This window comes from Kitasatospora sp. NPDC091335, assembly GCF_044757205.1.
Lineage (GTDB): Bacteria > Actinomycetota > Actinomycetes > Streptomycetales > Streptomycetaceae > Kitasatospora.
On the sequence record NZ_JBIVUM010000026.1, the window covers coordinates 15,585 to 40,833 of the forward strand.

Here is a 25,249-nt window from a genome sequence, read left to right on the forward strand (position 1 = left end):
AACGTTAATTAACGTGCGATGCCAGGCAGACCGCACCCGGCCGCCCACCTGGTGCCGAGGGCAAGGGAGCTCTTGGGAATGGTCATCTCAACCACCGGCGCACCCACCGGTGTCCGGTTCAACGCAGCGACCGGCACGGCGCCCGGCGCCGCACCGTCCGCGACCGCCGCACCGGCACCCCGGCTCGGCACCTCCGCCGACCCGGGCTCCGAGGCCTACCGCGCCAACACCGAGGCGCACCGGGCCCTGGTCGCCGAGCTGCGCGCGAAGCTCGACGCGGCCGCCCTGGGCGGCGGCGCCAAGGCCCGGGCACGGCACGCCTCCCGCGGCAAGCTCCTGCCCCGCGACCGGGTGGACACCCTGCTCGACCCGGCCTCCCCCTTCCTGGAACTGGCCCCGCTGGCCGCCGACGGGATGTACGAGGGCGCGGCCCCCGCGGCCGGGGTGATCGCCGGCATCGGCCGGGTCGCCGGGCGCGAGGTGGTGGTGGTCGCCAACGACGCCACCGTCAAGGGCGGCACCTACTACCCGATGACGGTGAAGAAGCACCTGCGCGCCCAGGAGGTCGCACTGGAGAACCGGCTGCCCTGCGTCTACCTGGTCGACTCCGGCGGCGCCTTCCTCCCGATGCAGGACGAGGTCTTCCCCGACCGCGACCACTTCGGCCGGATCTTCTACAACCAGGCCAGGCTCTCCGCCGCGGGCATCCCGCAGATCGCCGCCGTGCTCGGCTCGTGCACGGCCGGCGGCGCGTACGTCCCGGCGATGAGCGACCAGGCCGTGATCGTCCGCGACCAGGGCACGATCTTCCTCGGCGGTCCGCCACTGGTGAAGGCCGCCACCGGCGAGGTGGTCACCGCCGAGGAGCTGGGCGGCGGCGACCTGCACTCCCGCACCTCGGGCGTGACGGACCACCTGGCCGAGGACGACGCCCACGCCCTCTCCATCGTCCGCACGATCGTCGCCGGACTCGGTCCGCGCGCGGCCAAGCCGTGGCCGCTGACCCCGGTCGAGCCCCCGGCCGTCGACCCGGCGGGCCTGTACGGGGCCGTGCCGGTCGACCCGCGCACGCCCTACGACGTGCGCGAGGTGATCGCCCGCCTGGTGGACGGCAGCCGGTTCGCCGAGTTCAAGGCCGAGTACGGCGCGACCCTGGTCACCGGCTTCGCCCGGATCCACGGCCACCCGGTCGGCATCGTCGCCAACAACGGCGTGCTGTTCTCCGAGTCGGCCCTCAAGGGCGCCCACTTCATCGAGTTGTGCGACCAGCGGGGCATCCCCCTCCTCTTCCTCCAGAACATCACCGGGTTCATGGTCGGCCGGCAGTACGAGGCGGGCGGTATCGCCAAGCACGGCGCCAAGATGGTCAACGCCGTCGCCTGCACCCGCGTCCCGAAGCTGACCGTGGTGGTCGGCGGCTCCTACGGAGCCGGCAACTACTCGATGTGCGGCCGGGCCTACTCACCTCGCTTCCTGTGGATGTGGCCGGGGGCCAAGATCTCCGTGATGGGCGGCGAGCAGGCGTCCTCCGTCCTCGCCACCGTCCGCCGCGACCAGTTCGAGGCGCGCGGCGAGCAGTGGCCGGCCGAGGCGGAGGAGGAGTTCAAGCGCCCCGTCCGCGAGCAGTACGAGCGCCAGGGCAACGCCTACTACGCCACCGCCCGGCTCTGGGACGACGGTGTGATCGACCCGATGGACACCCGCACCGTCGTCGGCCTCGCGCTCACCGCCTGTGCCAACGCCCCGCTGGCACCGCCCGCCCCGTACGGCGTCTTCCGCATGTGATGCCTCCGGGTGTCACCCCTGGGTCCGCGACCCCTCCCTTCCGGTCCCTTCCGGGTGTGACTCCCCACGGCGCCGGCCCACCCGGGCCGGCGCCCCGACCGCCCACCGCCACCTCCTTCGTACGGCTCCCCTCGACCCGGAGGAACCCCTCCCATGTTCGACACAGTTCTGGTCGCCAACCGCGGCGAGATCGCCCTCCGGGTGATCCGCACCCTGCGGCGGCTCGGCGTCCGCTCGGTCGCCGTGTTCAGCGACGCGGACGCCGACGCGCCGCACGTCCGCGAGGCCGACGCCGCGGTCCGGCTCGGTCCGGCCGACCGCAGCGACAGCTCGGCTGCCGAGACCTACCTGCGGACCGACCAGATCCTCGCCGCCGCCCGCCGCACCGGCGCCCAGGCCGTCCACCCCGGCTACGGCTTCCTCGCCGAGAACCCCGGCTTCGCCCGCGCCTGCGCCGACGCGGGCCTCGTCTTCATCGGGCCACCTCCCGGTGCCGTCGAGCTGATGGGTGACAAGATCAACGCCAAGGAGGCCGTCCGGGCCGCCGGCGTCCCGGTGGTCCCCGGCAGCCGGGCCACCGCGCCCAGCGACGGGGATCTCGTCGCCGCGGCCGACGAGATCGGCTACCCCGTACTGCTGAAGCCGTCCGCCGGTGGCGGCGGCAAGGGCATGCGCCTCGTCCGGGACCGCGCCGACCTGCCCACCGAGATCGCCGCCGCCCGTCGCGTCGCCCGCACCGCCTTCGGCGACGACACCCTGCTGCTGGAGCGCTGGGTCGACCGGCCGCGCCACATCGAGGTGCAGGTGCTCGCCGACGCCCACGGCACCACCGTCCACCTCGGCGAGCGCGAGTGCAGCCTTCAGCGCCGCCACCAGAAACTGATCGAAGAGGCTCCCTCCGTTCTCCTCAATGCCGAGACCCGTGCCGCGATGGGCGCCGCGGCCGTCCGCGCCGCGGAGTCCTGCGGCTACACCGGCGCCGGCACCGTGGAGTTCATCGTCCCCGGCATCGACCCGGACGCCCCCGCCTCCACCGACGCCTCCACCTCCGAGGGGGTGCGGGACTTCTTCTTCATGGAGATGAACACCCGTCTCCAGGTGGAACACCCCGTCACCGAACTCGCCGTCGCGGTCGGCCCGGACGCCGCCCGGCTCGACCTGGTCGAGTGGCAGCTGCGCGTCGCCGCCGGCGAACCGCTCTCCTTCACCCAGTCCGACATCTCCTTCCTGGGCCACGCCATCGAGGCCCGCATCTGCGCCGAGGACCCGGAACGGGACTTCCTGCCCACCGGCGGCCGCATCCTCACCCTGGACGAGCCCCGGGGCGAGGGCATCCGCGTCGACTCCGGGGTGACCCCCGGAACCGTCGTCACCAGCGCCTACGACCCCATGCTCGCCAAGGTCATCGCGTACGGGCCCGACCGCCCGACCGCGCTGCGCCGGCTCCGCGCCGCGCTGGCCGACACCCGCATCCTGGGCGTCACCACCAACACCGGCTTCCTGCGCCGACTGCTCGCACACCCCGAGGTCGCCGCCGGCCGGCTGGACACCGGCCTCGTGGAGCAGACGGCCCAGGAGCAGCCGGCCCTGCTCGCCTCGCCGTACTCCCCCACGAACGCGACCACCCCGGACGCGACCGTGGCGGCCGAACCGCCGTCGCCCGCTCACCTCCTCTACTACGCGGCCGCGCTGGCACGGCACCTGGAACTCGTCCCCGCCGCTCGCCCCGGCGGCTGGACCGATCCGTTCTCCCTTCCCTCCGGCTGGCGCCTGGGCGGCACCCCCGCCTGGACCACCCACCGCCTCCGCACCCCCGGCCAGGACCCGGTGGCGGTGCGCGTCCGTTCGATCACTGCGGGCAACGTAGCCGATGCCACTGACAATTCCGCCGGGCCGACCCGCGAGGTGGAACTCCGACTCGACGAGGGCCCCGCGCACCGCGCCCGCGCGACCCTGGCCGACGACCGGCTGCACCTGACCGTCGACGGCCTCAGGACCACGTTCGCGCTGGCCACCGACACCGCTCCCGGCCTCGCCGCAGGCCCGGTGACCTGGCTCGGCGTCGAGGGCGACGCCTGGCCGCTGCACGCCTACGACCCGGTGGTCGAGAGCGCCGCCGGAGCCGGCGCGCACCACGGTGCCCTGACCGCCCCGATGCCCGGCACCGTCACGGTCGTCAAGACCACGGCGGGCGAGACGGTCCGCAAGGGCCAGGCCCTGCTCGTGCTGGAGGCCATGAAGATGGAACACGTGATCGCCGCACCGCACGACGGCGTGGTCGCCGAACTGCGGGCCACGGCCGGCGCCACCGTCGCGATGGAGGACCTGCTGGTCGTGGTCGCCCCGGTCGAGGACACGACGGCCGAGGGCACGACCAGTGGGGGCGCAACGGGCGGGGACGCCACGGCCGAACCGGCCGACGCTCCCGCCGAGCCCGCGGAGGTGCGGTCGTGACCGCCCGCGAGCCCGACGCCCTCGACCTGGGCCTGCCGGAGCCGGTCCGCGCCCCCGGCCTGCCCGAGGAGGTCCGGATCCACGAGGTCGGACCGCGCGACGGCTTGCAGAACGAGAAGTCCCTGGTGCCGGTCGAGGTCAAGGCCGAGTTCATCGCCCGGCTCGCGGCCGCCGGCCTGCGCACCGTCGAAGCCACCAGCTTCGTTCACCCGAAATGGGTACCGCAGCTGGCCGACGCCGAGGATCTGGTCCCCCGGCTCGCCGAGCTGCCGGAGCGTCACCCCGGCCTGCGGCTGCCGGTGCTGGTGCCCAACGAGCGCGGCCTGGACCGCGCGCTCGCCCACCACGCCTCCGACATCGCGGTGTTCGCCAGCGCCACCGAGACCTTCGCCCGCCGCAACCTCAACCGCTCGGCGGACGAGGCCATGGAGATGTTCCGGCCGGTCGTGGCCCGGGCCACCGGGGCGGGGGTCGCGGTCCGCGGCTACCTCTCGATGTGCTTCGGCGACCCGTGGGAGGGCCCCGTCCCGGTCGACCAGGTGGTCCGCTACGGCGTGCAGCTGCTGGAGCTGGGCTGCGCGGAACTGAGCCTCGGCGACACCATCGGGGTGGCCACCCCCGGGCAGGTCGCCGCCCTGCTGGCGGGCTTCGCGCGGGCCGGCGTCCCGGTCGGCCGGCTCGCCGTGCACTTCCACGACACCTACGGCCAGGCGCTCGGCAACACCCTGGCGGCACTGCGCGAGGGCGTCACCACCGTGGACGCCTCGGCGGGCGGCCTGGGCGGCTGCCCGTACGCGAAGAGCGCCACCGGCAACCTGGCCACCGAGGACCTGGTCTGGATGCTGCACGGACTCGGCATCCGGACCGGCGTCGACCTGCGCGCCCTCGTCGCGACCAGCGGCTGGATGGCCGGACGGCTCGGCCGCCCGAGTCCCTCCCGCACCGTCCAGGCGCTGCTCGGCTCGACCGGGGGCTGACCCCGCCCGCTCCACCTCCGGCGCCGGTCGCCCGTACCCGTCCGGCCGGCGCCACACCGCATCGCACTACCGCATCACCGCATCACCGCTCGACACCCATCCCTCAATCGCACCGTGCGACCGTCACACCTTCCGACGAACGCCGGTCATTCCGCTCACGTCCGCGGCCGCCCCGGCCGGGCGCCAGGAGGATCAGATGCTCGACCACCGACTCAGCAGCGAGTACGAGGAACTGCGGCGCACCGTCGCCGAGTTCGCCCAGGACGTGGTGAAGCCGAAGATCGGCGAGTTCTACGAGCGGGAGGAGTTCCCCTACGAGATCGTCCGGGAGATGGGGCGGATGGGGCTCTTCGGCCTGCCCTTCCCCGAGGAGTACGGCGGCATGGGCGGCGACTACTTCGCCCTCGGCATCGCCCTGGAGGAACTCGCCCGCGTCGACTCCTCGGTGGCGATCACCCTGGAGGCCGCCGTCTCGCTCGGCGCGATGCCGATCCACCGGTTCGGCACCGAGGAGCAGAAGCGCGAGTGGCTGCCCCGGCTGACCTCGGGCGAGCTCCTCGGCGCCTTCGGCCTCACCGAGCCGGAGGGCGGATCGGACGCGGGGGCCACCCGCACCACCGCGCGGTACGACGAGGCCACCGACGAGTGGGTCATCAACGGGACCAAGTGCTTCATCACCAACTCCGGCACCGACATCACCGGCCTGGTCACCGTCACCGCGCTCACCGAACCGATCGCTCGTTCGAGTGAAGAGGGCGAATTCCGCTCGCCTGTGCGGGAGATCTCCTCCATCATCGTGCCCACCGGGACCCCCGGCTTCCAGGTCTCGAAGAAGTACTCGAAGGTCGGGTGGAACGCATCCGACACCCGCGAACTGTCCTTTACCGACTGCCGCGTTCCCGCGGCCAACCTGCTGGGCGAGCGTGGCCGAGGCTACGCCCAGTTCCTGCGGATCCTCGACGAGGGCCGCATCGCGATCGCGGCCCTGGCCACCGGCCTGGCCCAGGGCTGCGTCGACGAGTCCGTGAAGTACGCCGGCGAGCGCCGGGCCTTCGGCCGGCCGATCGGCGCCAACCAGGCCATCCAGTTCAAGCTCGCCGACATGGAGCTGCGCGCCCACACCTCCCGCCTGGCCTGGCGGGACGCCGCTTCCCGGCTGCTGCACCGCGAACCGTTCAAGAAGGAGGCCGCGATCGCGAAGCTGTACTCGTCCGAGGCCGCCGTCGACAACGCCCGCGAGGCGACCCAGATCCACGGCGGGTACGGCTTCATGAACGAATTCCCGGTCGCCCGTTTCTGGCGCGACTGCAAGATCCTGGAAATCGGGGAGGGCACGTCGGAAGTCCAGCGCATGCTCATCGCCCGGGAGCTCGGCATCGGTTCGTGACGATCACTTCCTGATGGTCACCTCCTGGGCCGAGTCCACCGGGGTGGTGGACCAGTTCGATTCACCGCTCGGCGCGCCACTCAACGCTCCGCTTCACAGGCAGAGTTGTGGCGCCCGGTGGCACCCGGTGGCGAGCGAGGCATCAGGAGGAGGCCTCTGGAAGGGATTTCGAAGGAAGACGCGGGAGCAGGGCTTCAGGGGATCACGATCACCGGGCGGTTGGCCCGCCGCGCCAGCCGTCCGGAGACCGAGCCGAAGATCTTGCCGAGCAGGCCGTGCGTCGTGCCGACGACGATCGCGTCGGCGGCGTACTCACGGCCGACCTCCTCGATCTCGTGGCAGATGTCCCCGCCGCGCTCGACCAGGATCCACGGCACCCCGGTGAGGAAGTCCGCGCAGGCGAGTTCCAGTCCGAGGACCTCGGTCCGGTGGTCGGGGAGGTCGACGAAGACCGGCGGCTCGCAACCCGCCCAGACCGTCGCGGGCAGGCGGTTGGCGACATGCACGATCACCAGGCCGCACTGCGAACGGCGGGCCATGCCGACCGCGTAGGCGAGGGCGCGCTCGCTCGACAGCGAGCCGTCGAAGCCGACCACCACGCCGTGCTGGAACACCGGGTCGAGGGACGGCGCCGGGGTGTCCTGCCCGGACGGTTTGGTGGGCCCGCCCAGCGGACCGGCCGAGCCGGCGGCTGTCTCCGGACGCTCGGCACCCGGGCCCAGGCGGCCCGTCACCGGAAGATCCGCAGGGTCAGCCGGGGGTTCGCCACGCCGCTGGCGCGGCCCCGGGCGGTCCCCTCGGGCGGCGAGGCCGCCCCGGCGGCCGAAGCCGCGCAGAGCACGCGCGAAGCCGCTCCGCGGGTCGTCATGCCCCGGGTCGGGCTCCCCTGGCTCCGTCGGCTGTCCCGCGTCAGCATGTCCGTCCGCACGCCCGCCGGCGGACTCGTCCGCACCGTCGCCGCCACGGCCGTCGCACCCACTGCCGCCTTCCCCCCGGTCGTCACCCCTGCGATCGCCACCACGGCCGGCGCTGTGCCCGTCACCGCACCCGCCACCGTGCCCAGCACTGTGCGCGCCGCCGCGTCCGTCACCGTGGCTCTCGCTGCGGCCGTCGGTCCGGCGATCCGATCGGCCCTCGGCCCGGCCGTCGGGGGGATCGGAGGCAGACCCGCCGTCCGGGCCCACGCTGCGGGGTGTGTCCGGTTCAACCGGTCGGGGAGGCTCAAAACCAGCCATGGCTCACGGCTCTTCGATGGAGAGGGGCCGACAGAAGAGGAGGACAACGCTGCCCGGGCAGCAGGCCCGCCCACGGGATGACGTCGGTCTGCGCCGCGCAGCACCGTATGTGACCTGTTCCTTTCAGAGTACGACGGGCGCGGGGCCCAGCCCAGCGGCGAAGCCCCGGAGCGACGTTGTTCCCGCGAAAGAGGGATGCGCCCGCCGGGGCAGTGCGCCCCGTTCACAGGTGATCGCGCCCCCTCCGGAAAGGAGGTTCCCTGGAGCTTGACTGAGCGGACCGGGCCGCGCAACAGCCTCACGGGACACCGTGACCGGACTGTCATGGATCGGCGACGATCCGTTGCGGCACGTCGCGAACCGTGACGTCCGGGCTGCCCCAACAGTCCCCGTCCGTCCGGGGAATCGCCACTCGTCACGGGCGTGCGGAGGCCGTTTCAGCCACTCCGTACGGCTTCGCGACGCCGTCTGGCATTTGCCAGATGCATGGGCGCGGCCGCTGGCACCATGCTCGGCATGCCCCTGCTCCTGTTCGACCTCGACAACACCCTGCTGCCCCGGGACGCCGCGTTCCGGTCCTGGGCGCAGGACTTCCTGTCCGACCACCGGCTGCCACCCGGAGACCTCGACTGGTTCGTCACCCTCGACGGCGGCGGCTACGTACCGCGCAGCACCGTACTGTCCGCCGTCCGGCGCCGCTACGGCCTGGACGTGTCCGCCGAGTTCCTGCACGCTCACTACCGACGCGGCATCAACTCCCACATCCACTGCCCCCGCAGGAACATCGAGGCACTGCGGGCCGCCCGGGCCGCCGGGTGGACGCTCGGCATAGTCAGCAACGGCGGCACCCGCCCGCAACTGGAGAAGATCCGGCGGACCGGACTGGGCCCGCTGGTCGACGGCTGGGTCATCTCCGAGGAGGCCGACTGCGTCAAACCCGACCCGTTGATCTTCAGGATCGCCGCCCGGCGGTGCGGCATCGTGCCCACCGGGGACTGGGCCGCGCACACCTGGATGATCGGCGACCACGCACCCGCCGACATCGCCGGTGCCGAGCTGACCGGGCTGCGCAGCGTCTGGCTGCACCACGGCCGGCCGTGGGCGGAGAACGGCTACCGCCCGACGCTGAAGGCGGCCGGCCTGCCGGAGGCCGTCGGTCAGGTGCTCTCCGCGCGGAACGCGCCCTCGCCCCGGCCGGGCGTCCGCTCCGCCGGGACGCTCCGACGGGCAGCGGCGGGAGTGCTCGCGGGGGCGCCGACGGGGGTACCGGCGGAGGTGCAGGCACGCGCGACGGCGCTGGTCGGCGCACGGTCCGGCGCACGTCCCGCGGTGGCCGCCCCGGACGGTCCGAGTGCATCCGGTGCCGCCGACGCCGGGAGGGCCGGCGAACGCGTTCCCGCAGGCAGTTCCGGTGTCCGAAACCGATCCGGCGGATTTGCCGTGATCACCGAGGCCGGCACCGGCGCCGGAAAGGGCGCCGACGCCGCCGCGGCCACCCGCGCCGCCTTCGTCCCGGTCCCCCTCGCAGCACCCGCAGCCCCCACAGCACCCGCCGCGGCATCGACCGCAGTCGTGTCCGGCACCGCGGTGGCGGCCGCCCAGTAGCACCCCGGTCGACGCCCTACGACGATCCTGCCGCCACGACGGCCGGCGCCCGCACACCCCGGCCTCCCGACGCCCCGGCCCCCAACACCCCGACGTCCGCCCCACCCTCGCCCCGATTCCCCTCCGCCCCAGCCCCGGCTCCCCTTCACCTCGCGCCCCGGCCACCTTGCTCCGGTTACTCCGCCCGCACCACCGACGTACGGGTCCACCAGCAGGTGCGCGCCCGCTCGACGAACCCGAGCTTGCGGTAGAGCGGCTCGCCGAGCGAGGTGGCGACCAGGGTGGCCGGGCGGTCCGGGTGCGCGTGGGCCAGGGCGGTCCGGAGGACGGCGCGGGCCACCCCCCGACCGCGCCAGTCGGGCATGGTGGCGACCCAGTACACGCCGGTGGCCTGACCGTCGTCATAGGTGAGGCAGGTACCGGCCACCGTGCCGTCGACCCGGCCGAGCCACCCCCGCCAGCCGGGGACGTCCAGCAGCTGTTCCGGAAGGGCTTCGCCGCGGACCCAGGGCTGTCGGGCGGGCAGCGGGAAGCCCTCCACTATCGCCCGCTCGACCATGGCGAAGCTCTCGCCGCCTCCGGCCTCATCGACCGTCAGGACGCCACCGCCGTGTGCCTCCGAGACCGCGGGCAGGACGGTGGTCGCGTCCTCGACCGGGCCTGGGTCCCGGACCATCACCGGCATGAGCGGCATCCGCGAGGCCCCGAGGCCGGAGAGGTCGAGGCCGTCGTACGGGTCCTCCACGGTGCAGCGCACGGTCGACCACTCGGCCAGAAGGTCGGCCAACTCCTGCTCCACGACGCCGGGTTCGTCATAGGGGCGGGTCAGCACGATACGGTGCGCGTCGTCGGGGGTGCGGGCGCAGCGGACCGCGGTCAGCCCCGGTCGGGTGCGGGTCTGCCAGCCGTGGACACGGGCCTGGGCGAGCCAGAAGGCGGCGGCGTTGTCGTTGGCCCGTTCGAGCCGGCTGTTGGTGTTCACGGCAGGACCGTAACCCGGCGGTCCGGTTCCCGGTTCTGCCGTCTCCCGCTTGGCCGGATGAAGCCTGGGAGGCGCACGACTTCTCCCTGTGCGCCCCCTCGTGCACCGCCGATTTTCGGTCAATTTCACGCCGGTCCCTCCCGCTTGGGCAAATCCGCAGCCCAGACCAGCCGGCCGGGCGCGCCGGAGCCGGACGCCCCAGGAACGGCCCCGCGACAACCAGCCACCGTTACCCCGGCCCTCTTCCCAGAAAGGTCGACGGGTGCCACGCTTCGTGATCGAATGCATCACGCCAAATTGCCATGTCGACATAGCGTCGGATGGTGAACTTGTCACAACGGCAACGGTCCACCCGATAGATTTCGATCTTGGCCAGCAGTGCCGCACCACCCACACCACACCACCGAGGGGGCTTGAGCGCCTTGAGCAGGGTGAGCAGGAGCGACGCGGGTCCTGACAGCGGCCAGGCGGTGGCCGGCAGCACCGGCCGACCCGCGAGAAGCACCGGCACCTCCGCGATCGCCACCACCCGCGCCCCGGGCGCCGCCTCGCACTCCTCGTACCCCGCGGTGCCCTCCCCCGGGGCGGGCACCGGCGTCGGCCCCGGTGCGGCACCGGCCGCCGAGTACGGTGCCGCGACGCCCTACGGAGGCCAGCCGGCCTTCGGCGGACCGTCCTTCGGAGGGCAGTCCCTCGGCGGACCGCCCGTCAGCCGAGGACCCGTCAGTCCCGGCCAGTCCTACGGCGGCGAGCACCCGGGCCATTCCGGCCACCCGGGTTACGGCGGCCACCCCGGCCATGCCGGTCATCCGAACCACCCCGGCCACGCGAGCCATTCCGGCCATCCCGGACACTCCGGCTACCCCGCCGGCCCCCCGGGCCTGAACGGTGTCCCCGGCGGGCCCGTCCCCGGAGCGGGCAGCGGTCCGCTCGGCGGCCTCGCGCTCGGCGCCTCCGGCCACGGCCCGATGGGCCACGGCGGGCCCGGCGCGAACGGCTCCCCGACCCCGGTGACCGCCTCCGCCCCGCGCAAGCTGTCCGGCCGCCGCCGCCGGGAGACCGTCGCGGTCCTGATCTTCGGCGGCGCTCCGATCTTCGAGAGCTCCATCCCGCTCTCGGTCTTCGGCGTGGACCGCCAGGACGCCGGAGTGCCCCGCTACCGCCTGCTGGTCTGCGCCGGCGAGGAGGGCCCGCTGGCCACCACCGGCGGCCTGACCCTCTCCGCCCCGTACGGCCTGGAGGCGCTCGCCCGGGCCGGCACGATCGTCGTCCCCGCCTGGCGCTCGATCTCCCAGCCGCCGCCGGTCGAGGCGATCACCGCCCTGCGCAAGGCCCACCACGAGGGCGCGCGGATCATCGGGCTCTGCACCGGCGCCTTCGTCCTGGCCGCCGCCGGCCTGCTCGACGGCCGCCCGGCGACCACCCACTGGATGTACGCGCCGACGCTGGCCAAGCGCTACCCGCGGGTGCACGTCGACCCGCGCGAGCTGTTCGTCGACGACGGCGACGTGCTCACCTCGGCCGGCACCGCCGCCGGGATCGACCTGTGCCTGCACGTGGTGCGCAGCGACCACGGCGCCGAGGCGGCCAACGCGCTGGCCCGCCGCCTGGTGGTGCCCAGCCGTCGCGGCGGCGGAGGACAGGCCCAGTACATCGATCAGTCTTTACCTGAAGAGATCGGCAACGACCCGCTGGCCGAGGTGGTCACCTGGGCGCTGGAGAACCTCAACCAGCAGTTCGACGTCGAGGTGCTGGCGGCTCGCGCCTACATGAGCCGACGCACCTTCGACCGGCGGTTCCGCACGCTCACCGGCAGCGCGCCGTTGCAGTGGCTGATCACCCAGCGGGTGCTCCAGGCGCAGCGGCTGCTGGAGACGTCGGAGCTGTCGGTGGACGATGTCGCGCGCCGTTGCGGGTTCCGTTCGCCGGTGGCGCTGCGCGGGCACTTCCGCCGCCAGCTCGGGGTCTCCCCGGCCGCGTACCGGACCAGCTACCGGGCCCGCCGTCCCGGTCAGCAGCCGACCGCGCCGGCCGGTGCGCTCGGCGACCTGCGGCTGTCCGGAGCACTGCCGCACCCCTCGGCGGGCGCGGTCGCCGCGACGGGCGGACCGCTGTTCGGCGGGGCGCACGGCATGCCGTCGGCGCAGCCGTTCCCGGCCGGGCCGGGGGCACAGGTACCGGGCGGCCCGCACGGGCAGCCGGTTCCGCACGGCCAGCACGGCCAGCAGATCGGCCACGGGCAGCCGGGAGCGCACGGGCAGCCGGGCGGGTTCGGTCCCGGCCAGGTCGGGACGCCGGCCGGTCAGGCCTTCCACGCCCGCGCCGCCCAGTCGTACCCGCACCAGCAGGCCGCGCAGCAGTCGCACCCCGGGCAGCAGGGTGCGACCGCGCGCGGTCCGGTGCGGCCGCCGGTGATCCCGCCGCAGGCCGGACCGGGCGCGGGGACGGGGCGTCCGCCGCGCACCGCCGAGCACGCGGCGGCGGAGGACGGCCTCCCGCAGCCGGGGGCGCGCGGCCAGGGCCAGGGGCACCGGAGCGCGGTCGAGCGGTCCGCGGACGAGCCGGGTGCGGCCGGACGCGGTCACGGCGCGGGCGCCGGACGGATGCCGGCTCCGGCCGGGCAGCCGGGTTCCGGCCCGGGTGAGCTGCGCGGTCGCCAGGCGCGGGTCCCGCAGGTCCGCGGCCAGGCAGGACGGCCCGCGGCCGAGGGCGCCAGGGCGGCGCGCGAGGCCAGGACCGGACGCGACGGCCACCCGGTCAGGACCGGCCGGGAGGGCGAGCTCCCGGACGGCCACGGCTCGCACGACGGGCCGGAGGAGCACCAGGCCGAGGCCCCCCGCTCGGCTCCACCGGTCCCCGCGGCGCGGGATCGCGCCGTAGGGTGAGTTGTGTGAATGACCGTTTGGTATGGATCGACTGTGAGATGACTGGCCTCGACCTCGACCGGGACGCCCTGGTCGAGGTCGCGGTGCTGGTGACGGACTCCGAGCTGAACATCCTCGGCGAGGGCGTGGACGTCATCATCCGGCCGCCGGCGGAGGCGCTGGCGAACATGCCCGAGGTGGTGCGCACGATGCACACCGCCTCCGGGCTGCTGGAGGAGCTGGAGCAGGGCGTGACCCTGGCCGAGGCCGAGGAGCGGGTGCTCGCCTACGTGCGCGAGCACGTGCCGGAGGCCGGGAAGACGCCGCTGTGCGGCAACTCGGTGGCCACCGACCGCGGTTTCCTGGCCCGGGACATGCCCGCCCTGGAGAAGCACCTGCACTACCGGATCGTGGACGTCTCCTCGATCAAGGAGCTGGCCCGCCGCTGGTACCCGAAGGCGTACTACAACAGCCCGCAGAAGGGCGGCAACCACCGGGCGCTCGCCGACATCCGGGAGAGCATCGACGAACTGCGGTACTACCGCGAGGCGGTGTTCGTCCCGCAGCCCGGCCCGGACGCCGACACCGCGCGGACGATCGCCGGGAAGTACCGGGCCCCGGCGAGCTGAGCCCCCTGCGCCACCCCGCGCGCCGACCCGGCACCGCACGCCGGGATCCCGCCGGAGGGCCGGGAGAGGGTGCTCGCGTTCGCCGGAACGAAACCCTGGCGCGAGCACCCTCCCGGATCCTGTAGAGTTCTTCCTGTCGGAACGGGAACGCGGAAGCGGGAACGAGCCGGACAGATGGTGGGTGTAGCTCAGTTGGTAGAGCACCTGGTTGTGGTCCAGGTGGCCGCGGGTTCAAGTCCCGTCACTCACCCCAGAGCCTGAGGGGCCGATCTCTTCAAGAGATCGGCCCCTCAGGCGTTTTCGCGTTCCCTCAGCCTTGTGGAGCCTCAGCTGTCCGCCCCTCACGTCCATGTGCGCCGCCTCACACCCGCGCGACCGGCCGGTTTTCGGCGCACCCCTGCCACCCGAAGCTACTCACTAGTAACATCGTCGCCATGACCACACCCACGATCGGCCAGATGCTCGACTCCACCGTGCCGATGGCGCACACCCTGAAGCTGGAGTACCTGGAGACCACCGCGGAGCGCGCCGTGCTCCGGCTGCCGGACCAGCCCGCGTACCACAACCACGTCGGCGGCCCGCACGCCGGCGCGATGTTCACGCTGGCCGAGTCCGCCAGCGGCTGCGTCGTGATCGCCGCCTTCGGCGACCAGATGTCCCGGGCCGTGCCGCTCGCCGTGAACGCCGAGATCGCGTACAAGAAGCTCGCGATGGGCGACGTCACCGCCACCGCCGTGCTCGGCCGCCCGGCCGCCGAGGTCGTCGCCGAGCTGGACGCCGGCGGCCGCCCCGAGTTCCCGGTCACCGTCGAGATCACCCGCGCCGACGGCGCCGTCACCGGCGTGATGACGGTCACCTGGACCCTGCGTCCCAACTCCTGACCGCCACGCGGTCGGTGGCCCCGGGAGCAACGGCCCCGGGGCCATCCGTACGATGACCGTCCGTGACGGCGGGCGTGACCTCACCGCCCGGCCGCTCGTTCTCGACTCACGTGCGAGCCAATCACGCGACCAAGCCCCAGGAACCCGCCCCCCGCGGCGTCGCCGGTGCCCGCCGTGGGATCGCCCGGTGGCTGCCCCGCCCCCGCGCCGTCGCGGCCGCCGGGGCCCTGCTCGCACAGCTCTGGGGCTTCGGCGCCCCCGGGGCGTACGCGGCTTCCGCCGACCCGCCGCGCGGCCCCGCCCAGTCCGCCGCCCGCCGCGCGCTGCACGGCGCACCGGCGCTCGGCCGGCCCACCCTCGAGCGGCCGGTGCTCGACGGGATCGCCCTCGACGGGCAGTCAGCCGAACGTCCCCTCGGGTCGGGGCAGTCGGCGAACGGAACGGCCGAACACTCCCCCGGGCTCCTCGGGGAACCGGCCGCCGAGGGGCCGGTCGGCGGGGTCGCGGGGGCCGCCGGGGTCACCGGCGCCGTCGGGGCCCTCGGCGACACCCTCCAGGACCGGATCCGGGCCGGCGGACTGCCCCTGCCCGGCCAGCGCGCGGCCGTCCCGGACGCCTTCGCCCTCGCCTCCGGCCTGCTCGGCACCACCCCCGCCCAGGCCGTGCCCGCCGAGACCCGCGCCCCCTCCGTCGGCGAACCCGCCGACCGGCCCAGCGCCGCCCGCCGCCACCCCGGCACCGACCGGCCCGCCGCCGCTCGGCAGCGCGAGGCCGCGGAGGCTCCGCCCGTCCAGGAGGCGGCGTCCACGGCCGCCGCCGAGTCCGGGCCCGCCGGGCCCGAGGGGGCGGCGGCCGCCCCGCCCTCCCCCCTGCCGGGCGGCGGCGGGCCACCGGGGACGGTGGCCATCGCGGACACCGCCACCGTGACCGCCCCGGGTCACGGCTCCGCGACCGCGACCGCCGTCCTCGCCCCCATCGCCGCCGGACTGCTGCTCACCGGGGCGGCCATGTGCAAGCACCGCGGACTGCCGCGCGGACACTGACCGGACCGGACCGGACCGGACCGCGCCGCGCCGCGCCGGCCCGACCGCCCCGGCTAGGACCTCGCCGGTTCCAGGACCAGCAGCGGGAGTTCGCGCCCCGGGATCGAACCGGACCGGACGCTGCCGATCCGGGTGGCGCCCATCGCCAGGTAGAACGGCTCGGCGTTCGGATCGGAGGCGATGGTGAACCGGCGCAGCCCGAGCGCCACGGCCCGGTCCCGGGCCCGCTCGAACAGCGCCCGGCCGACGCCCCTGCCCATCGACGCGGGCTCGACGAAGAGCATGTCCATCGACCCGGTCGGCGGCGTGGCGGAGAGCGAGACGAACCCCAGCACCCGCCCGCCCTCCTCGGCCACCACCGTGGCCGAGCGCTCGATCACGTCGGCGTCCATGGCCAGTTCCTCCCGGCAGGCGGCCATGAACGCCTCGTCGTAACCCCAGTAGGCCTTGGCCCGCAGCGCGAGGTCGGTGAGCAGCGCGGCCTCCTCCGGCCGGGCCGGTCTGATCTCCATGGCGTCCCCCTCGGGTCGGCGGCCGGTCGGTGGCACCATCGTCGGGCGCGATCCGGTCGTCCGGCAACGGTTTCACAGCGGGCGGACGAGCGGTTCCGGGCCGCGAGGGCCTCGAAAGCCGCGAGGACCGCGAGGGCCACGAGGGCGGCTCACGACAACCGCGGCCGGCACCGTCAGCCGGGCAGCACCGTCAGCCGGGCCTCCCGCTCAGCGGAACACCCCCGGCGGCGGTTCCGGGGACGGAGCCGCCGTGGCGTCCGTCGCCGGGGCGGCGCCCGCCGCGAAGTCGGTGAGCGCACGGCCGTGTTCGACCCGGGCGTGGGCGGAGTCGGAGGCGGCCCTGCGGGTGAGGTCGGCGACCGGGAGGGGGGCGTGGGCGGCGGCCAGGACGAGATTGCCGAAGCGCTTGCCGCGCAGCACGGCGGGGTCGGCGATCAGGCACAGCTCGGGGAAGACCGCGCCAAGGGTGGCCACCTGGGAGCGGGCGAAGGGCAGGGCGCCGCCGTCGGCGATGTTCGCGGTGTACCAGCCGCCGGGGGAGAGGGCACGGGCGGCGAGGGTGGTGAACTCGACGGTGGTGCAGTGGGCCGGGGTGCGGGCCCCGGAGAAGACGTCGGTGATCACCAGGTCGACGCTGCCCTCGGGGGTGCGCTCCAACACGCCGCGGGCGTCCGCGCCGCGCACCTTGATCTGCCAGCCGCGGTCCAACGGCAGTTCGGCGCGCACCAGTTCGGTGAGCGCCGTGTCGATCTCGGCGACCTGCTGGCGGGAGCGCGGCCGGGTCGCGGCGACGTAGCGGGCCAGGGTGAGGGCGCCGCCGCCGAGGTGCAGGACGGTCAGCGGCCGGCCGGGCGGGGCCACCAGGTCGATCAGGTGGCCGAGCCGGCGCTGGTACTCGAAGCCGAGGTGGGTGGGGTCGGCGAGGTCGACCAGGGACTGCGGGGCGCCGTCGATCAGCAGCGACCAGGCCGCGGGGCGGTCGCGGTCGGGTCGCAGCTCGGCGACGCCGGAGCCGACGGGACGACTGAGCGGGCCCTGGGCGTGGGTACGCCCGGCCTCGCCGGTGGTGGCCGCCGTTTCACTGCCGCGGGCGGCTCTGCTGCTTCGTCCCATGTCGGCCATTATCGCCGCCGCGCGGGGGACGGCCCCGGCGGCGGGGGGACGGCGCCACAGGTCAGCGGGACGGCGCCACGGGTCGGCGGCGTGCCGCGGGGACCCGGCCGGTGGCTCACGGGCCCGGCCGGATCCGCGCGGCACGCCCGCTAGAACGGACCGAGGCCGCCTGCGGTGAGCGTGCAGGCGGCCTCGCAGAGGGCGGAGCGGAGCACCCAGGCGTCGGTGGCGCGCGCGGTGCGGCCGGCACCGGAGGGCGGGATCACCCAGCGCGGGTCGGTGGCGGTGGGCACCAGGGCGCCCGCCGTACAGGAGCTGCCGGGCAGGTGCCAGGTCTCCCAGGTGCCGGCCGGGACGAGGAAGGAGACGGTGCTGTCGTTGCGGCTCTGCAGGACGACTCCGCAGGCGCGGCGCAGTCTGAGGATGTCGACGGCCTCCAGCCCGTGCCGTAGGGCGACGGTCACGGTGTCGCAGGCGGTGACGCGGGTGCCCTCGTCGGGGGTGGTGCGCTCGCGCCGGTGGCCGCCCCAGCGGACGTGTCCGCCCTCGACCGGCCCCCGGCCGGAGGCCCGGTCGTCACCGGGTTCGGGGAGCAGGGCGGGAGACGCGCCGGCGAACACTTCCCCGGGGACGGGGCGGTGCTGCGGCAGTCCGGTGGCCATCATGAGCCCTCCTGTACCTCGTCGGGTCCGGAAGCACAGCCGCTGGGAGGGGCCGCCGGGCTGGGACGGGCCGGGGCGACGGCATGGGCTTTCCTCGTACCAGCACAACGGAGCGGGCGCGCCGCAGGCCACGGGGCGCCTTACAGCAAGGCATGGCATTTCATGGCAGATATCCCGCAACATGGCCCACTTTGCCCCGACTTGATGGCAATTATCCCGCAAACCGAATGTGGCCGACCGGTGACTCCGAGTACTCTCGGCGCCATGGCAGCCACCCCACCGGCCGAGCCGAACCGACCGTCCCCCAACACCGCGATGCGCGCCCTGCGCGGCGACCGCTCACCCGGGGAGTTCGCCACGGCCGTCCGCAGGGCGGCCCGCGAGATCGGCGAGCACGTGTCCTGCGACGCCCGCTACGTCGGACGGGTCGAGTCCGGTGAGATCCGCTGCCCCAACTACGCCTACGAGCGGGTGTTCCGGCACATGTGGCCGGACCGCACGCTCACCGACCTCGGCTTCGCCCCCAGGACCTCCGTCCGCGGCCGCCCGGCGGGCGGCGGCGGGCGGCCCCAACCGCCTCCGCTCCACCCGACGTTCCCGCCCCTGCCCGCCCCGCGCTCACCACTCTCCACCCAACTCCCGTACGCTGCCTCGCCGTACGCGGATCCAGCCGCTCCGGACGGGCCCCCGTGGCCGAGCCCAGGCACGGTGCCCCGGGGGCCCGATGGATCGCCCTATCTCGACGAGGAGAACGACGACGTGCGTCGCCGTACGTTCCTGGCCGGCGGCACCACCGCGCTGGCCACCGTGATCGGCATCGACCGACCGGCCGCGGCCGCCGGCCGGCCGGCCGGCACCGCCGGCGCCTCCGGTGTACTCGCCGGCCAAGGTGCCCTTCCCGGTGCGGAGTTCACCGCGCCGTCACTGCTCGGCACCGAGCCGGTGGTGCCCGGCCGGCCCGGCCCGGTGGGGCCGCTGCGCCGGGTGGGCGCCGCCGAGGTGCTCCGCGTCGAACAGGCCGTCCGGGAGATCCGGCTGGCCGACGACGCGCACGGCGCGGACGCCCTGTACGAACTCGCCGGGCAGTCGCTGCGCAACGCCTACGTGCTGCTCAACGAGTGTGAGTACAGCACCGAGACGGAACGCCGGCTCCAGGCCGGTGCGGGCGAACTCGCCATCTCGGTGGGCTGGTTGGCGCATGACTCGAACCGGCTCGCGGACGCCCGCTCGTTCTACGCGGAGGCGCTCGCCACTGCCAGGATGGCCGGGGACTCCGCGATGGAGGCGCACGTCTTCTGCAACAGCGCCTTCCTCGCCCGGGACGCCGGCCGGCCGCGCGAGGCGCTGCGCGCCGCCCAGGCCGGGCAGGTCGCCGCCGGGGGGTTGGGCTCCGACCGGCTGATCGCCCTGCTGACCATGCGCGAAGCCGGCGCCTGGGCGCTGCTCCAGGACCGCGCCTCCTGCGAGCGCGCGATCGGCCGGGCCTACACCCTGTTCGACCGCGGCCCCGGCGAGCAGGACCCGGAGTGGATGTCCTTCTTCGGCGAGGCCGAGTTCGCCGGCCTCCAGTCGCAGTGCTGGTCCGCGCTCGGCGACTGGGACCGCGCCAGTGAGCAGGCCGGGCTGGCGATAACGCTCCAGAAGCCGCACTTCGTCCGCAACCGGGTGCTGTACACCGCCGAACTGGCCCACGACCGGCTCGGCCGGGGGGACCTCGCGGGCGCGGCGCACCACGGCTCGGCCGCCGTCGCCCTGTTCGGCGCCGTCCGCTCGGCCCGGATCCGGTCCATGCTCGCGGACACCGCCGGGCGGCTGCGCCCGCACGTCACGGTGCCCGAGGTGCGCCGCTTCCTGACCGAGTACGACCGGGCGTCCGCCGCCTGAGCACGCTCCGGGAGACACCGGCGAGGCCCGGCGAGGCCCCGCGGGGCGCCGCGGAGACACCGGCGAGGCTCCGCGCACACCCCGGGGAAGCCGTCCGACGAGCCGGGTCGACGGGCCGGGGGCGACGGGCCGGGGATCAGTGCCCGGCGGTCAGCCCCTCCAGGTGGGACAGGTCGTTCCAGACCTCCACCGCGGGGGCGCCGTACTCCCAGGACAGCACGCAGAGCGCGGCCGTACCGAGCTTGAACCGCTGGGCGAACTCGGGCGGCAGGCCCAGCCAGCGGGCGGTCAGGATGCGCAGCAGGTGGCCGTGCGCGAAGAGGATCACGTCCCGGTCGGCGCAGTGCATCACGGTGGTGTCCGGCTCCGGGACGCCGTGCTCCTCGTTGAGGCCGGCGAGGAAGGCGTCCACCCGGGCGGCCACCTCGGAGAGCTTCTCGCCGCCGGGCACGCCGTCGCGCCAGATCAGCCAGCCGGGCTGGTCGGTGGCCCGGATGTCCGAGCCGGTGCGGCCCTCGTACCGGCCGTAGTCCCACTCCATCAGCTCCGGGCGCTCCACCGCGCGGTCGCCGAAGCCGGCCAGCTCGCAGGTCTCCCTGGCCCGGCCGAGCGGGCTGGTGTAGACGAGCGCGTCCGGCAGCCCGTTCCAGGGGGCCTTGGCGAGACGGGCGCCGAGGGCCCGGGCCATCGCGCGGCCCTCCTCGGTCAGCGGGATGTCGGTGCGGCCGGTGTGGCGGCCGGTGGCGGACCACTCGGTCTCGCCGTGGCGGACCAGCACGATTCGGGCGGGCATGGGGGCTCCTCGCGACAGGGCGGTCAACGGTCGGTCTCACCATTGAGCACCGGGCTCCATGATCCCCCACCCGGGTGCCCGCCACGATCGCGGGGCCGCGGACCCGGGGCGGCCCACGGCCCGCGCGGCGTCGGGTCAGGGCCGCCGGCGCGTCGTCCGGTGGCCGGTCCGCACCGCGCTGTCGGACCGGGATGCGAGACTGGGCCGCACCATGAACGTCTCGACGAACGTCCCGCCCGGCGGGTCCGCTGAGCCGCTCGCCCAGCGGCTCGCGGAGCTGCGCGGACCGGCCCCGCAGCGCAGTCTGAACGCCCGCTCCCTCGCCGCGCTCGCCGCCAATCCGGGCTGCCGGCGCCGCGCCGTGCTCGACGCGGCCGGGGTGGACAAGTCCGCGCTGGCCGCCCGGCTCGGCCGCCCCGCCCCCTTCGGTCAGTCCCCGTTCGCCATCGCCCGCGGCGTGATCTTCGAGTCCCGGCTGAAGGCGGACGGCTACGCCCCCCTGCTGGAACCGCTCCGCCACCACCTGGGCGTCCCGGCGGACGGCCACGCCCCGCTCCTGGTCCCCGACCTGCTGCACCGCTCCGGCCCGGCCGTGCGGGCCGACCGGACCGTCGAGGCGCTGGCCCTGGCCGCCGCGGAGCCGGAGGCCTGGACGCTGCTGGACCACCCGATGCTGCGCCTGGAGGTGGCCGGCAGCACGGCCTACCTGGAACCGGACGCGCTGGTGGTGCACGGCGGGCGGTGCACCGTGGTCGAGATCAAGTCCTTCCCGGTGCTGGACGGCAGCGCCGACCCGGCGAAGGTCGGCGCCGCCGCCCGGCAGGCCGCGGTCTACGTGCTGGCGCTCCAGCGGGCCGCCGCCGCGGCGGCCGGGCAGCCGCTCGCCGAGGACCCGTACACCGAGCAGCGGCTGCCGGGCAGCCCGCGCACCAGCGTGCTGCTGGTCTGCCCGAAGGACTTCGGCAACCGGCCGACCGCGGTCGCCGTGGACGTCCGCCGCGAACTGGCCACCACCCGCCGCCAGCTGAGCCGGATGACCGGCATCGGCCCGCTGCTGGAGGCGCTGCCGCCGACCGCCGACTTCGACCTGGCCACCGACGAGGACGGCGCTCCGGCCAGGACCGCCGAACAGCTCACCGCCTCGGTCGAGACGGTGCCCGCCGCGTACAGCCCGGACTGCCTCTCCACCTGCGAACTCGGCTTCCACTGCCGCGCCCGGGCCCGCTGCGACGACCGGGTCGAACAGCTCGGCCGGGGCGTGCGCGGCGAGCTGGGCAGCATCCGCACGGTCGCCGGGGCGCTGGCCGCCGCCGGTACGAAGAGCGGCGACCTGGACGGCGCGGACGACGCCACCGAGCGGCTGGCCTACGCGGCCGCCCTGCGGGCCGAGGCCCTCGGGGCGGCGGCCCTGGGCGCCGGCCCCCTGACGGCGCGGGCCCCGGGAGCGGGCGCATGAGCCTGCTCACCACCCTCGCCCGGCTGGAGGCCGTCCGCAGCGGCCGGGCCGAGCCGCTGGCCACCGTCCGGCACCGGCACCTGTCCGACCGGCCGATGGTGCTGGTCCCGCTGACCGCCGCCGGCGAGTCCGGCGCGCCGCTCGCGGTGATGCTCGGCACCGACCGGGATTCGCCCCGGCTGCACCTGGTGCCGCAACCGCTCAACCGCACCCTGCGGTTCGACTTCCTGGCCGAGCTGGCCGCCGACCTGCTGCCCTACCTGGAGTCCTACGCCGAGGACGTCGAGCAGATCGAGGGCTCCGAGAAGGACCCGGAGACCGGCGAGAAGACCCAGGTGTTCCGCGAGCTGTGCGCGGACGCCCCGCAGCTGGTCGTGCCGAACGGCGCGGGTGTGCACCACCTCGCCCTGATCGGCCGCTCGACCCGCTTCCGCCGCACCGTCGAGGACGAGGAGCCCGGCCCCTACCCGGCGCCGGTCCGGGTGCCGCTGCTCGGCCGCTGGCTGACCCACCTCACCGACCGCGCCCAGGTGCCGGGCTCCTCCCTGCTGCTGCCGATGACCGGCCTGCTGGCCAGGCACTGGGCGACCGGCCAGAGCCACCTGGAGGACCAGCACCTGGCGGCCAGGCTGGCCTGGCACCGCCCGCCGGACGGCCTGTCCGGCGCGCAGGCGGCCGAGCTGGCCGAGTCCGCCCGGGATGACCGGGGGCAGTTGCTGCACCCGCCGGCCGGCCCGGCCACCGACCCCCGCTTCGACGAGTTCGTGCTCGCCCCGGCGATCGCCCGCTACGACTCCGCCGTGGGCGCCCTGCAGCACAGCACCGAGCAGGACGACGAGGCCGCCGCCGGGCGCGCCAGGGCGGCGGTACGGGCCTCGGTCACCGCGCTGGAGGAGGCGCTGACGGCCGTCCTGCTGCCCACCTGGCAGGACGTCTGGCAGGGCCTGGACCTGCTGCGCGCGCTGCCGCCGGCCGGCCACCTGGCGGAGCGCTGGACCGGCGACCGCTGGTCCTACACCGGCCACCGGGACCGGCTGGCGGCCGGCGAGCCGCCGCAGCCCCGGCAGGACGACGCCGTCACCGCCGCCCGCAAGCTCGCCCAGCGCGAGCGCGAGCAGACCCGCCTCGACGTTCAGGAGGCGCTGGACGACCCGCTGGCGATGGCCGAGCACCGGCTGGCCGGCGAGGCGTTCAGCGGCGTGGTGACGGAGGTGGTGCCGGACTGGGACACCACCGGCCGCTCCCCCAAGCCGCGCCCGCTGGTCACCCTGCGGACCGTCGACCGCCCGCACGCGGACCTCGGCCGGGAGGTGCACCGGGTCTGGGGGTCCCCCCGGCCGGAGGCCGGAGGAGGCCCTGCCGCGCAGAAGGCCGAGATCGTCGCGGTGGACACCGCCGAGGGCACCCTCACCCTGCGGGTGCTCTCCGGCATGGGCCGCAGGAAGGAGCCGGAGCCCGGCAGCCTGCCCGAGCCCGGCGAGACGGTCACCTTCACCCTGTTCGAGCTGACGGTGCGGCAGTCCGCTCCGCTGCCGGAGCCCGACGACACCCCCTGGACCCACGGCGGTCCGCCCGGCGCCGCGCCCGTGCCCGCCCCGACCGTCTCCGAGGAGTGGGAGTGAACCGTCCCATGACCCCCGAGCAGGCCCCGGGCGCGGCCGCCGACGCCGCGGTGGCCCGGATCCTCGCGGCCACCGTCCGTCCGCCGGCCGGCGCCCCGCGCGGTGTGGTGGTGGACTCCCCGCCCGGCGCGGGGAAGTCCACGCTCGTGGTGCGGGCCGCGCGTGAGCTGGTCGAGGCCGGCGAGCGGCTGATGATCGTCGCCCAGACCAACGGCCAGGTGGACGACCTGGTCGGCCGACTGGCCGAGAAGGCGCCGGAGTTGACGATCGGCCGGCTGCACGCCGCGGATTCGAGGCCGGGCCCCGAGGTGCTGAAGCACGCCAACGTCACGCCCTCCGACAAGGTCGCCGACCTGGTCGGGCACGACGTGGTGGTCTCCACCTCGGCCAAGTGGCAGTGGGTGCGGACCGAGGCCCCGTGGCGGCACGCGATCGTCGACGAGGCGTACCAGATGCGCTCGGACGCCCTGCTCGCGGTGGCCCGGCTGTTCGAGCGGGCGCTGTTCGTCGGGGACCCCGGCCAGCTGGACCCGTTCACCGTGGTCGGCACCGAGCAGTGGGCCGGTCTGTCGTACGACCCGTCCGGCAGCGCGGTGGTCACCATGCTGGCGCACAACCCGGAGATCGAGCCGCACCGGCTGCCGGTCTCCTGGCGGCTGCCGGCCAGCGCCGCGCCGCTGATCTCCCGGGCCTTCTACCCGTACACGCCGTTCCGCTCGGGCACCGGCCCCGGGGACCGCCGGCTGACCGCCGCCGTGCGTCCCGACGGCTCGGCCCTGGACGCGGTGATCGACCGGGCCGCCGAGCACGGCTGGGCCCTGCTGGAACTGCCCGCCCGGCACACCGTACGGACCGACCCGCAGGCCGTGGCGGCGGTCGCGGCCACCGTCCGCCGACTGCTGGAGCGCGGGCTGACCGCGAGCTCCGAGCAGGGCGAGGCGCCGCTCACCGCGGACCGGATCGCCGTCGGCACCGCCCACCGGGACCAGGCGGCGGCGGTGCGCGCGGCACTGCTCAAGGAGGGCGTGCCGGTGGACGGCACCGCCGGCCCGGCCGTCACGGTGGACACCGCCAACCGCCTCCAGGGCCGCGAGTACGACGTCACCGTGGTGCTGCACCCGCTGTCGGGACGCCCCGACGCGACCGCCTTCCACCTGGAGACCGGCCGGCTCTGCGTGCTCGCCTCCCGGCACCGGCACGCCTGCATCGTGGTGGCCAGGGCGGGGATCGCCGGGCTGCTGGACGAGCACCCCTCGACCGAGCCGGTCCAGCTGGGCGTCCCGGTGACCTTTCCGGACGGCTGGGAGGCCAACCACCAGGTGCTGCACCACCTGAGCGGCCACCGGGTCCACCTGCGGTAGCGGC

Annotated in this window: 17 protein-coding genes, 1 tRNA gene and 2 pseudogenes; 14 read left to right on the top strand and 6 right to left on the bottom strand. The window is 75.1% G+C overall.

What is annotated here, in order from left to right; all coding sequences use genetic code 11:
• Positions 1 to 78: 78 nt before the first annotated feature.
• The 4 genes from ACIQOW_RS36070 (at position 79) to ACIQOW_RS36085 (ending at position 6,603) form a co-directional block, all read left to right on the top strand.
• Positions 79 to 1,785, top strand: coding sequence for a carboxyl transferase domain-containing protein (locus ACIQOW_RS36070; RefSeq protein ID WP_401092074.1), 1,707 nt, complete (start codon positions 79 to 81; stop codon positions 1,783 to 1,785).
• Positions 1,786 to 1,938: 153 nt separating this feature from the next.
• On the top strand, positions 1,939 to 4,239 hold the full coding sequence (locus tag ACIQOW_RS36075) for a biotin carboxylase N-terminal domain-containing protein (protein WP_401092075.1): 2,301 nt from the start codon (positions 1,939 to 1,941) through the stop codon (positions 4,237 to 4,239).
• The gene (locus ACIQOW_RS36080) at positions 4,236 to 5,216 is read left to right on the top strand and encodes a hydroxymethylglutaryl-CoA lyase (protein ID WP_401092076.1); all 981 of its coding nucleotides are present in this window, start codon (positions 4,236 to 4,238) and stop codon (positions 5,214 to 5,216) included. The genes ACIQOW_RS36075 and ACIQOW_RS36080 overlap by 4 nt, the downstream gene beginning before the upstream one ends.
• A 196-nt stretch (positions 5,217 to 5,412) precedes the next feature.
• Positions 5,413 to 6,603 carry an acyl-CoA dehydrogenase family protein gene (locus tag ACIQOW_RS36085; protein WP_188298929.1) on the top strand — a complete coding sequence of 397 codons (1,191 nt, stop codon included), beginning with the start codon at positions 5,413 to 5,415 and terminating at the stop codon, positions 6,601 to 6,603.
• Between the two features lie 194 nt (positions 6,604 to 6,797).
• On the opposite strand, the pseudogene ACIQOW_RS36090 reads toward ACIQOW_RS36085, so the two are convergent.
• A pseudogene (locus ACIQOW_RS36090) lies at positions 6,798 to 7,223 on the bottom strand (universal stress protein); the annotation flags it as partial.
• Positions 7,224 to 8,354: 1,131 nt separating this feature from the next.
• On the opposite strand from ACIQOW_RS36090, the gene ACIQOW_RS36095 reads away from it, so the two are divergent.
• The gene (locus ACIQOW_RS36095) at positions 8,355 to 9,443 is read left to right on the top strand and encodes an HAD-IA family hydrolase (RefSeq protein ID WP_401092077.1); all 1,089 of its coding nucleotides are present in this window, start codon (positions 8,355 to 8,357) and stop codon (positions 9,441 to 9,443) included.
• Between the two features lie 175 nt (positions 9,444 to 9,618).
• On the opposite strand, the gene ACIQOW_RS36100 is transcribed toward ACIQOW_RS36095, so the two are convergent.
• On the bottom strand, positions 9,619 to 10,425 hold the full coding sequence (locus ACIQOW_RS36100; protein ID WP_401092078.1) for a GNAT family N-acetyltransferase: 807 nt from the start codon (positions 10,423 to 10,425) through the stop codon (positions 9,619 to 9,621).
• A 968-nt stretch (positions 10,426 to 11,393) separates the two neighbouring features.
• Between ACIQOW_RS36100 and ACIQOW_RS36105 the strand changes: the two are divergent.
• From ACIQOW_RS36105 to ACIQOW_RS36125, 5 genes and pseudogenes are all read left to right on the top strand, one after another.
• Positions 11,394 to 12,614, top strand: a pseudogene (locus tag ACIQOW_RS36105) (helix-turn-helix domain-containing protein); the annotation flags it as partial.
• A 701-nt stretch (positions 12,615 to 13,315) separates the two neighbouring features.
• On the top strand, positions 13,316 to 13,918 hold the full coding sequence (gene orn, locus ACIQOW_RS36110; RefSeq protein WP_401092079.1) for an oligoribonuclease: 603 nt from the start codon (positions 13,316 to 13,318) through the stop codon (positions 13,916 to 13,918).
• A 177-nt stretch (positions 13,919 to 14,095) separates the two neighbouring features.
• A tRNA-His gene (locus ACIQOW_RS36115) sits at positions 14,096 to 14,171 on the top strand.
• A gap of 181 nt (positions 14,172 to 14,352) precedes the next feature.
• The gene (locus tag ACIQOW_RS36120) at positions 14,353 to 14,799 is read left to right on the top strand and encodes a DUF4442 domain-containing protein (RefSeq protein WP_401092080.1); all 447 of its coding nucleotides are present in this window, start codon (positions 14,353 to 14,355) and stop codon (positions 14,797 to 14,799) included.
• Positions 14,800 to 14,909: 110 nt separating this feature from the next.
• Positions 14,910 to 15,842, top strand: a complete 933-nt coding sequence (locus ACIQOW_RS36125; RefSeq protein ID WP_401092081.1) for a hypothetical protein — start codon at positions 14,910 to 14,912, stop codon at positions 15,840 to 15,842.
• 53 nt (positions 15,843 to 15,895) lie between these two features.
• Here the strand turns inward: ACIQOW_RS36125 and ACIQOW_RS36130 are convergent, their stop codons facing one another.
• From ACIQOW_RS36130 to ACIQOW_RS36140, 3 genes are all read right to left on the bottom strand, one after another.
• Positions 15,896 to 16,354: a GNAT family N-acetyltransferase gene (locus ACIQOW_RS36130; RefSeq protein ID WP_401092082.1), complete on the bottom strand. Its 459-nt coding sequence runs from the start codon at positions 16,352 to 16,354 to the stop codon at positions 15,896 to 15,898.
• A 207-nt stretch (positions 16,355 to 16,561) separates the two neighbouring features.
• The gene (locus ACIQOW_RS36135) at positions 16,562 to 17,467 is read right to left on the bottom strand and encodes a spermidine synthase (RefSeq protein WP_401092083.1); all 906 of its coding nucleotides are present in this window, start codon (positions 17,465 to 17,467) and stop codon (positions 16,562 to 16,564) included.
• Positions 17,468 to 17,616: 149 nt separating this feature from the next.
• Positions 17,617 to 18,132 carry a hypothetical protein gene (locus ACIQOW_RS36140; RefSeq protein WP_401092084.1) on the bottom strand — a complete coding sequence of 172 codons (516 nt, stop codon included), beginning with the start codon at positions 18,130 to 18,132 and terminating at the stop codon, positions 17,617 to 17,619.
• Positions 18,133 to 18,393: 261 nt separating this feature from the next.
• Between ACIQOW_RS36140 and ACIQOW_RS36145 the strand changes: the two genes are divergently transcribed.
• Positions 18,394 to 20,013, top strand: a complete 1,620-nt coding sequence (locus ACIQOW_RS36145) for a tetratricopeptide repeat protein (protein ID WP_401092085.1) — start codon at positions 18,394 to 18,396, stop codon at positions 20,011 to 20,013.
• 136 nt (positions 20,014 to 20,149) lie between these two features.
• Here ACIQOW_RS36145 and ACIQOW_RS36150 read toward each other — a convergent pair whose 3' ends face one another.
• Entirely contained in the window at positions 20,150 to 20,806 is a 657-nt protein-coding gene (locus ACIQOW_RS36150) for a histidine phosphatase family protein (protein ID WP_401092086.1), read from the bottom strand.
• 211 nt (positions 20,807 to 21,017) lie between these two features.
• On the opposite strand from ACIQOW_RS36150, the gene ACIQOW_RS36155 reads away from it, so the two are divergent.
• Genes ACIQOW_RS36155 through ACIQOW_RS36165 form a run of 3 tightly spaced genes read left to right on the top strand, consistent with a single transcriptional unit; the run spans position 21,018 to position 25,245 of the window.
• The gene (locus ACIQOW_RS36155) at positions 21,018 to 22,262 is read left to right on the top strand and encodes a hypothetical protein (RefSeq protein WP_401092087.1); all 1,245 of its coding nucleotides are present in this window, start codon (positions 21,018 to 21,020) and stop codon (positions 22,260 to 22,262) included.
• Positions 22,259 to 23,884 (top strand): hypothetical protein, encoded by a 1,626-nt coding sequence (locus ACIQOW_RS36160; RefSeq protein WP_401092088.1) that lies wholly within the window; start codon positions 22,259 to 22,261, stop codon positions 23,882 to 23,884. Before ACIQOW_RS36155 ends, ACIQOW_RS36160 begins: the two co-directional genes overlap by 4 nt.
• An 8-nt stretch (positions 23,885 to 23,892) precedes the next feature.
• Entirely contained in the window at positions 23,893 to 25,245 is a 1,353-nt protein-coding gene (locus ACIQOW_RS36165; protein WP_401092133.1) for an AAA family ATPase, read from the top strand.
• Positions 25,246 to 25,249 lie beyond the last annotated feature (4 nt).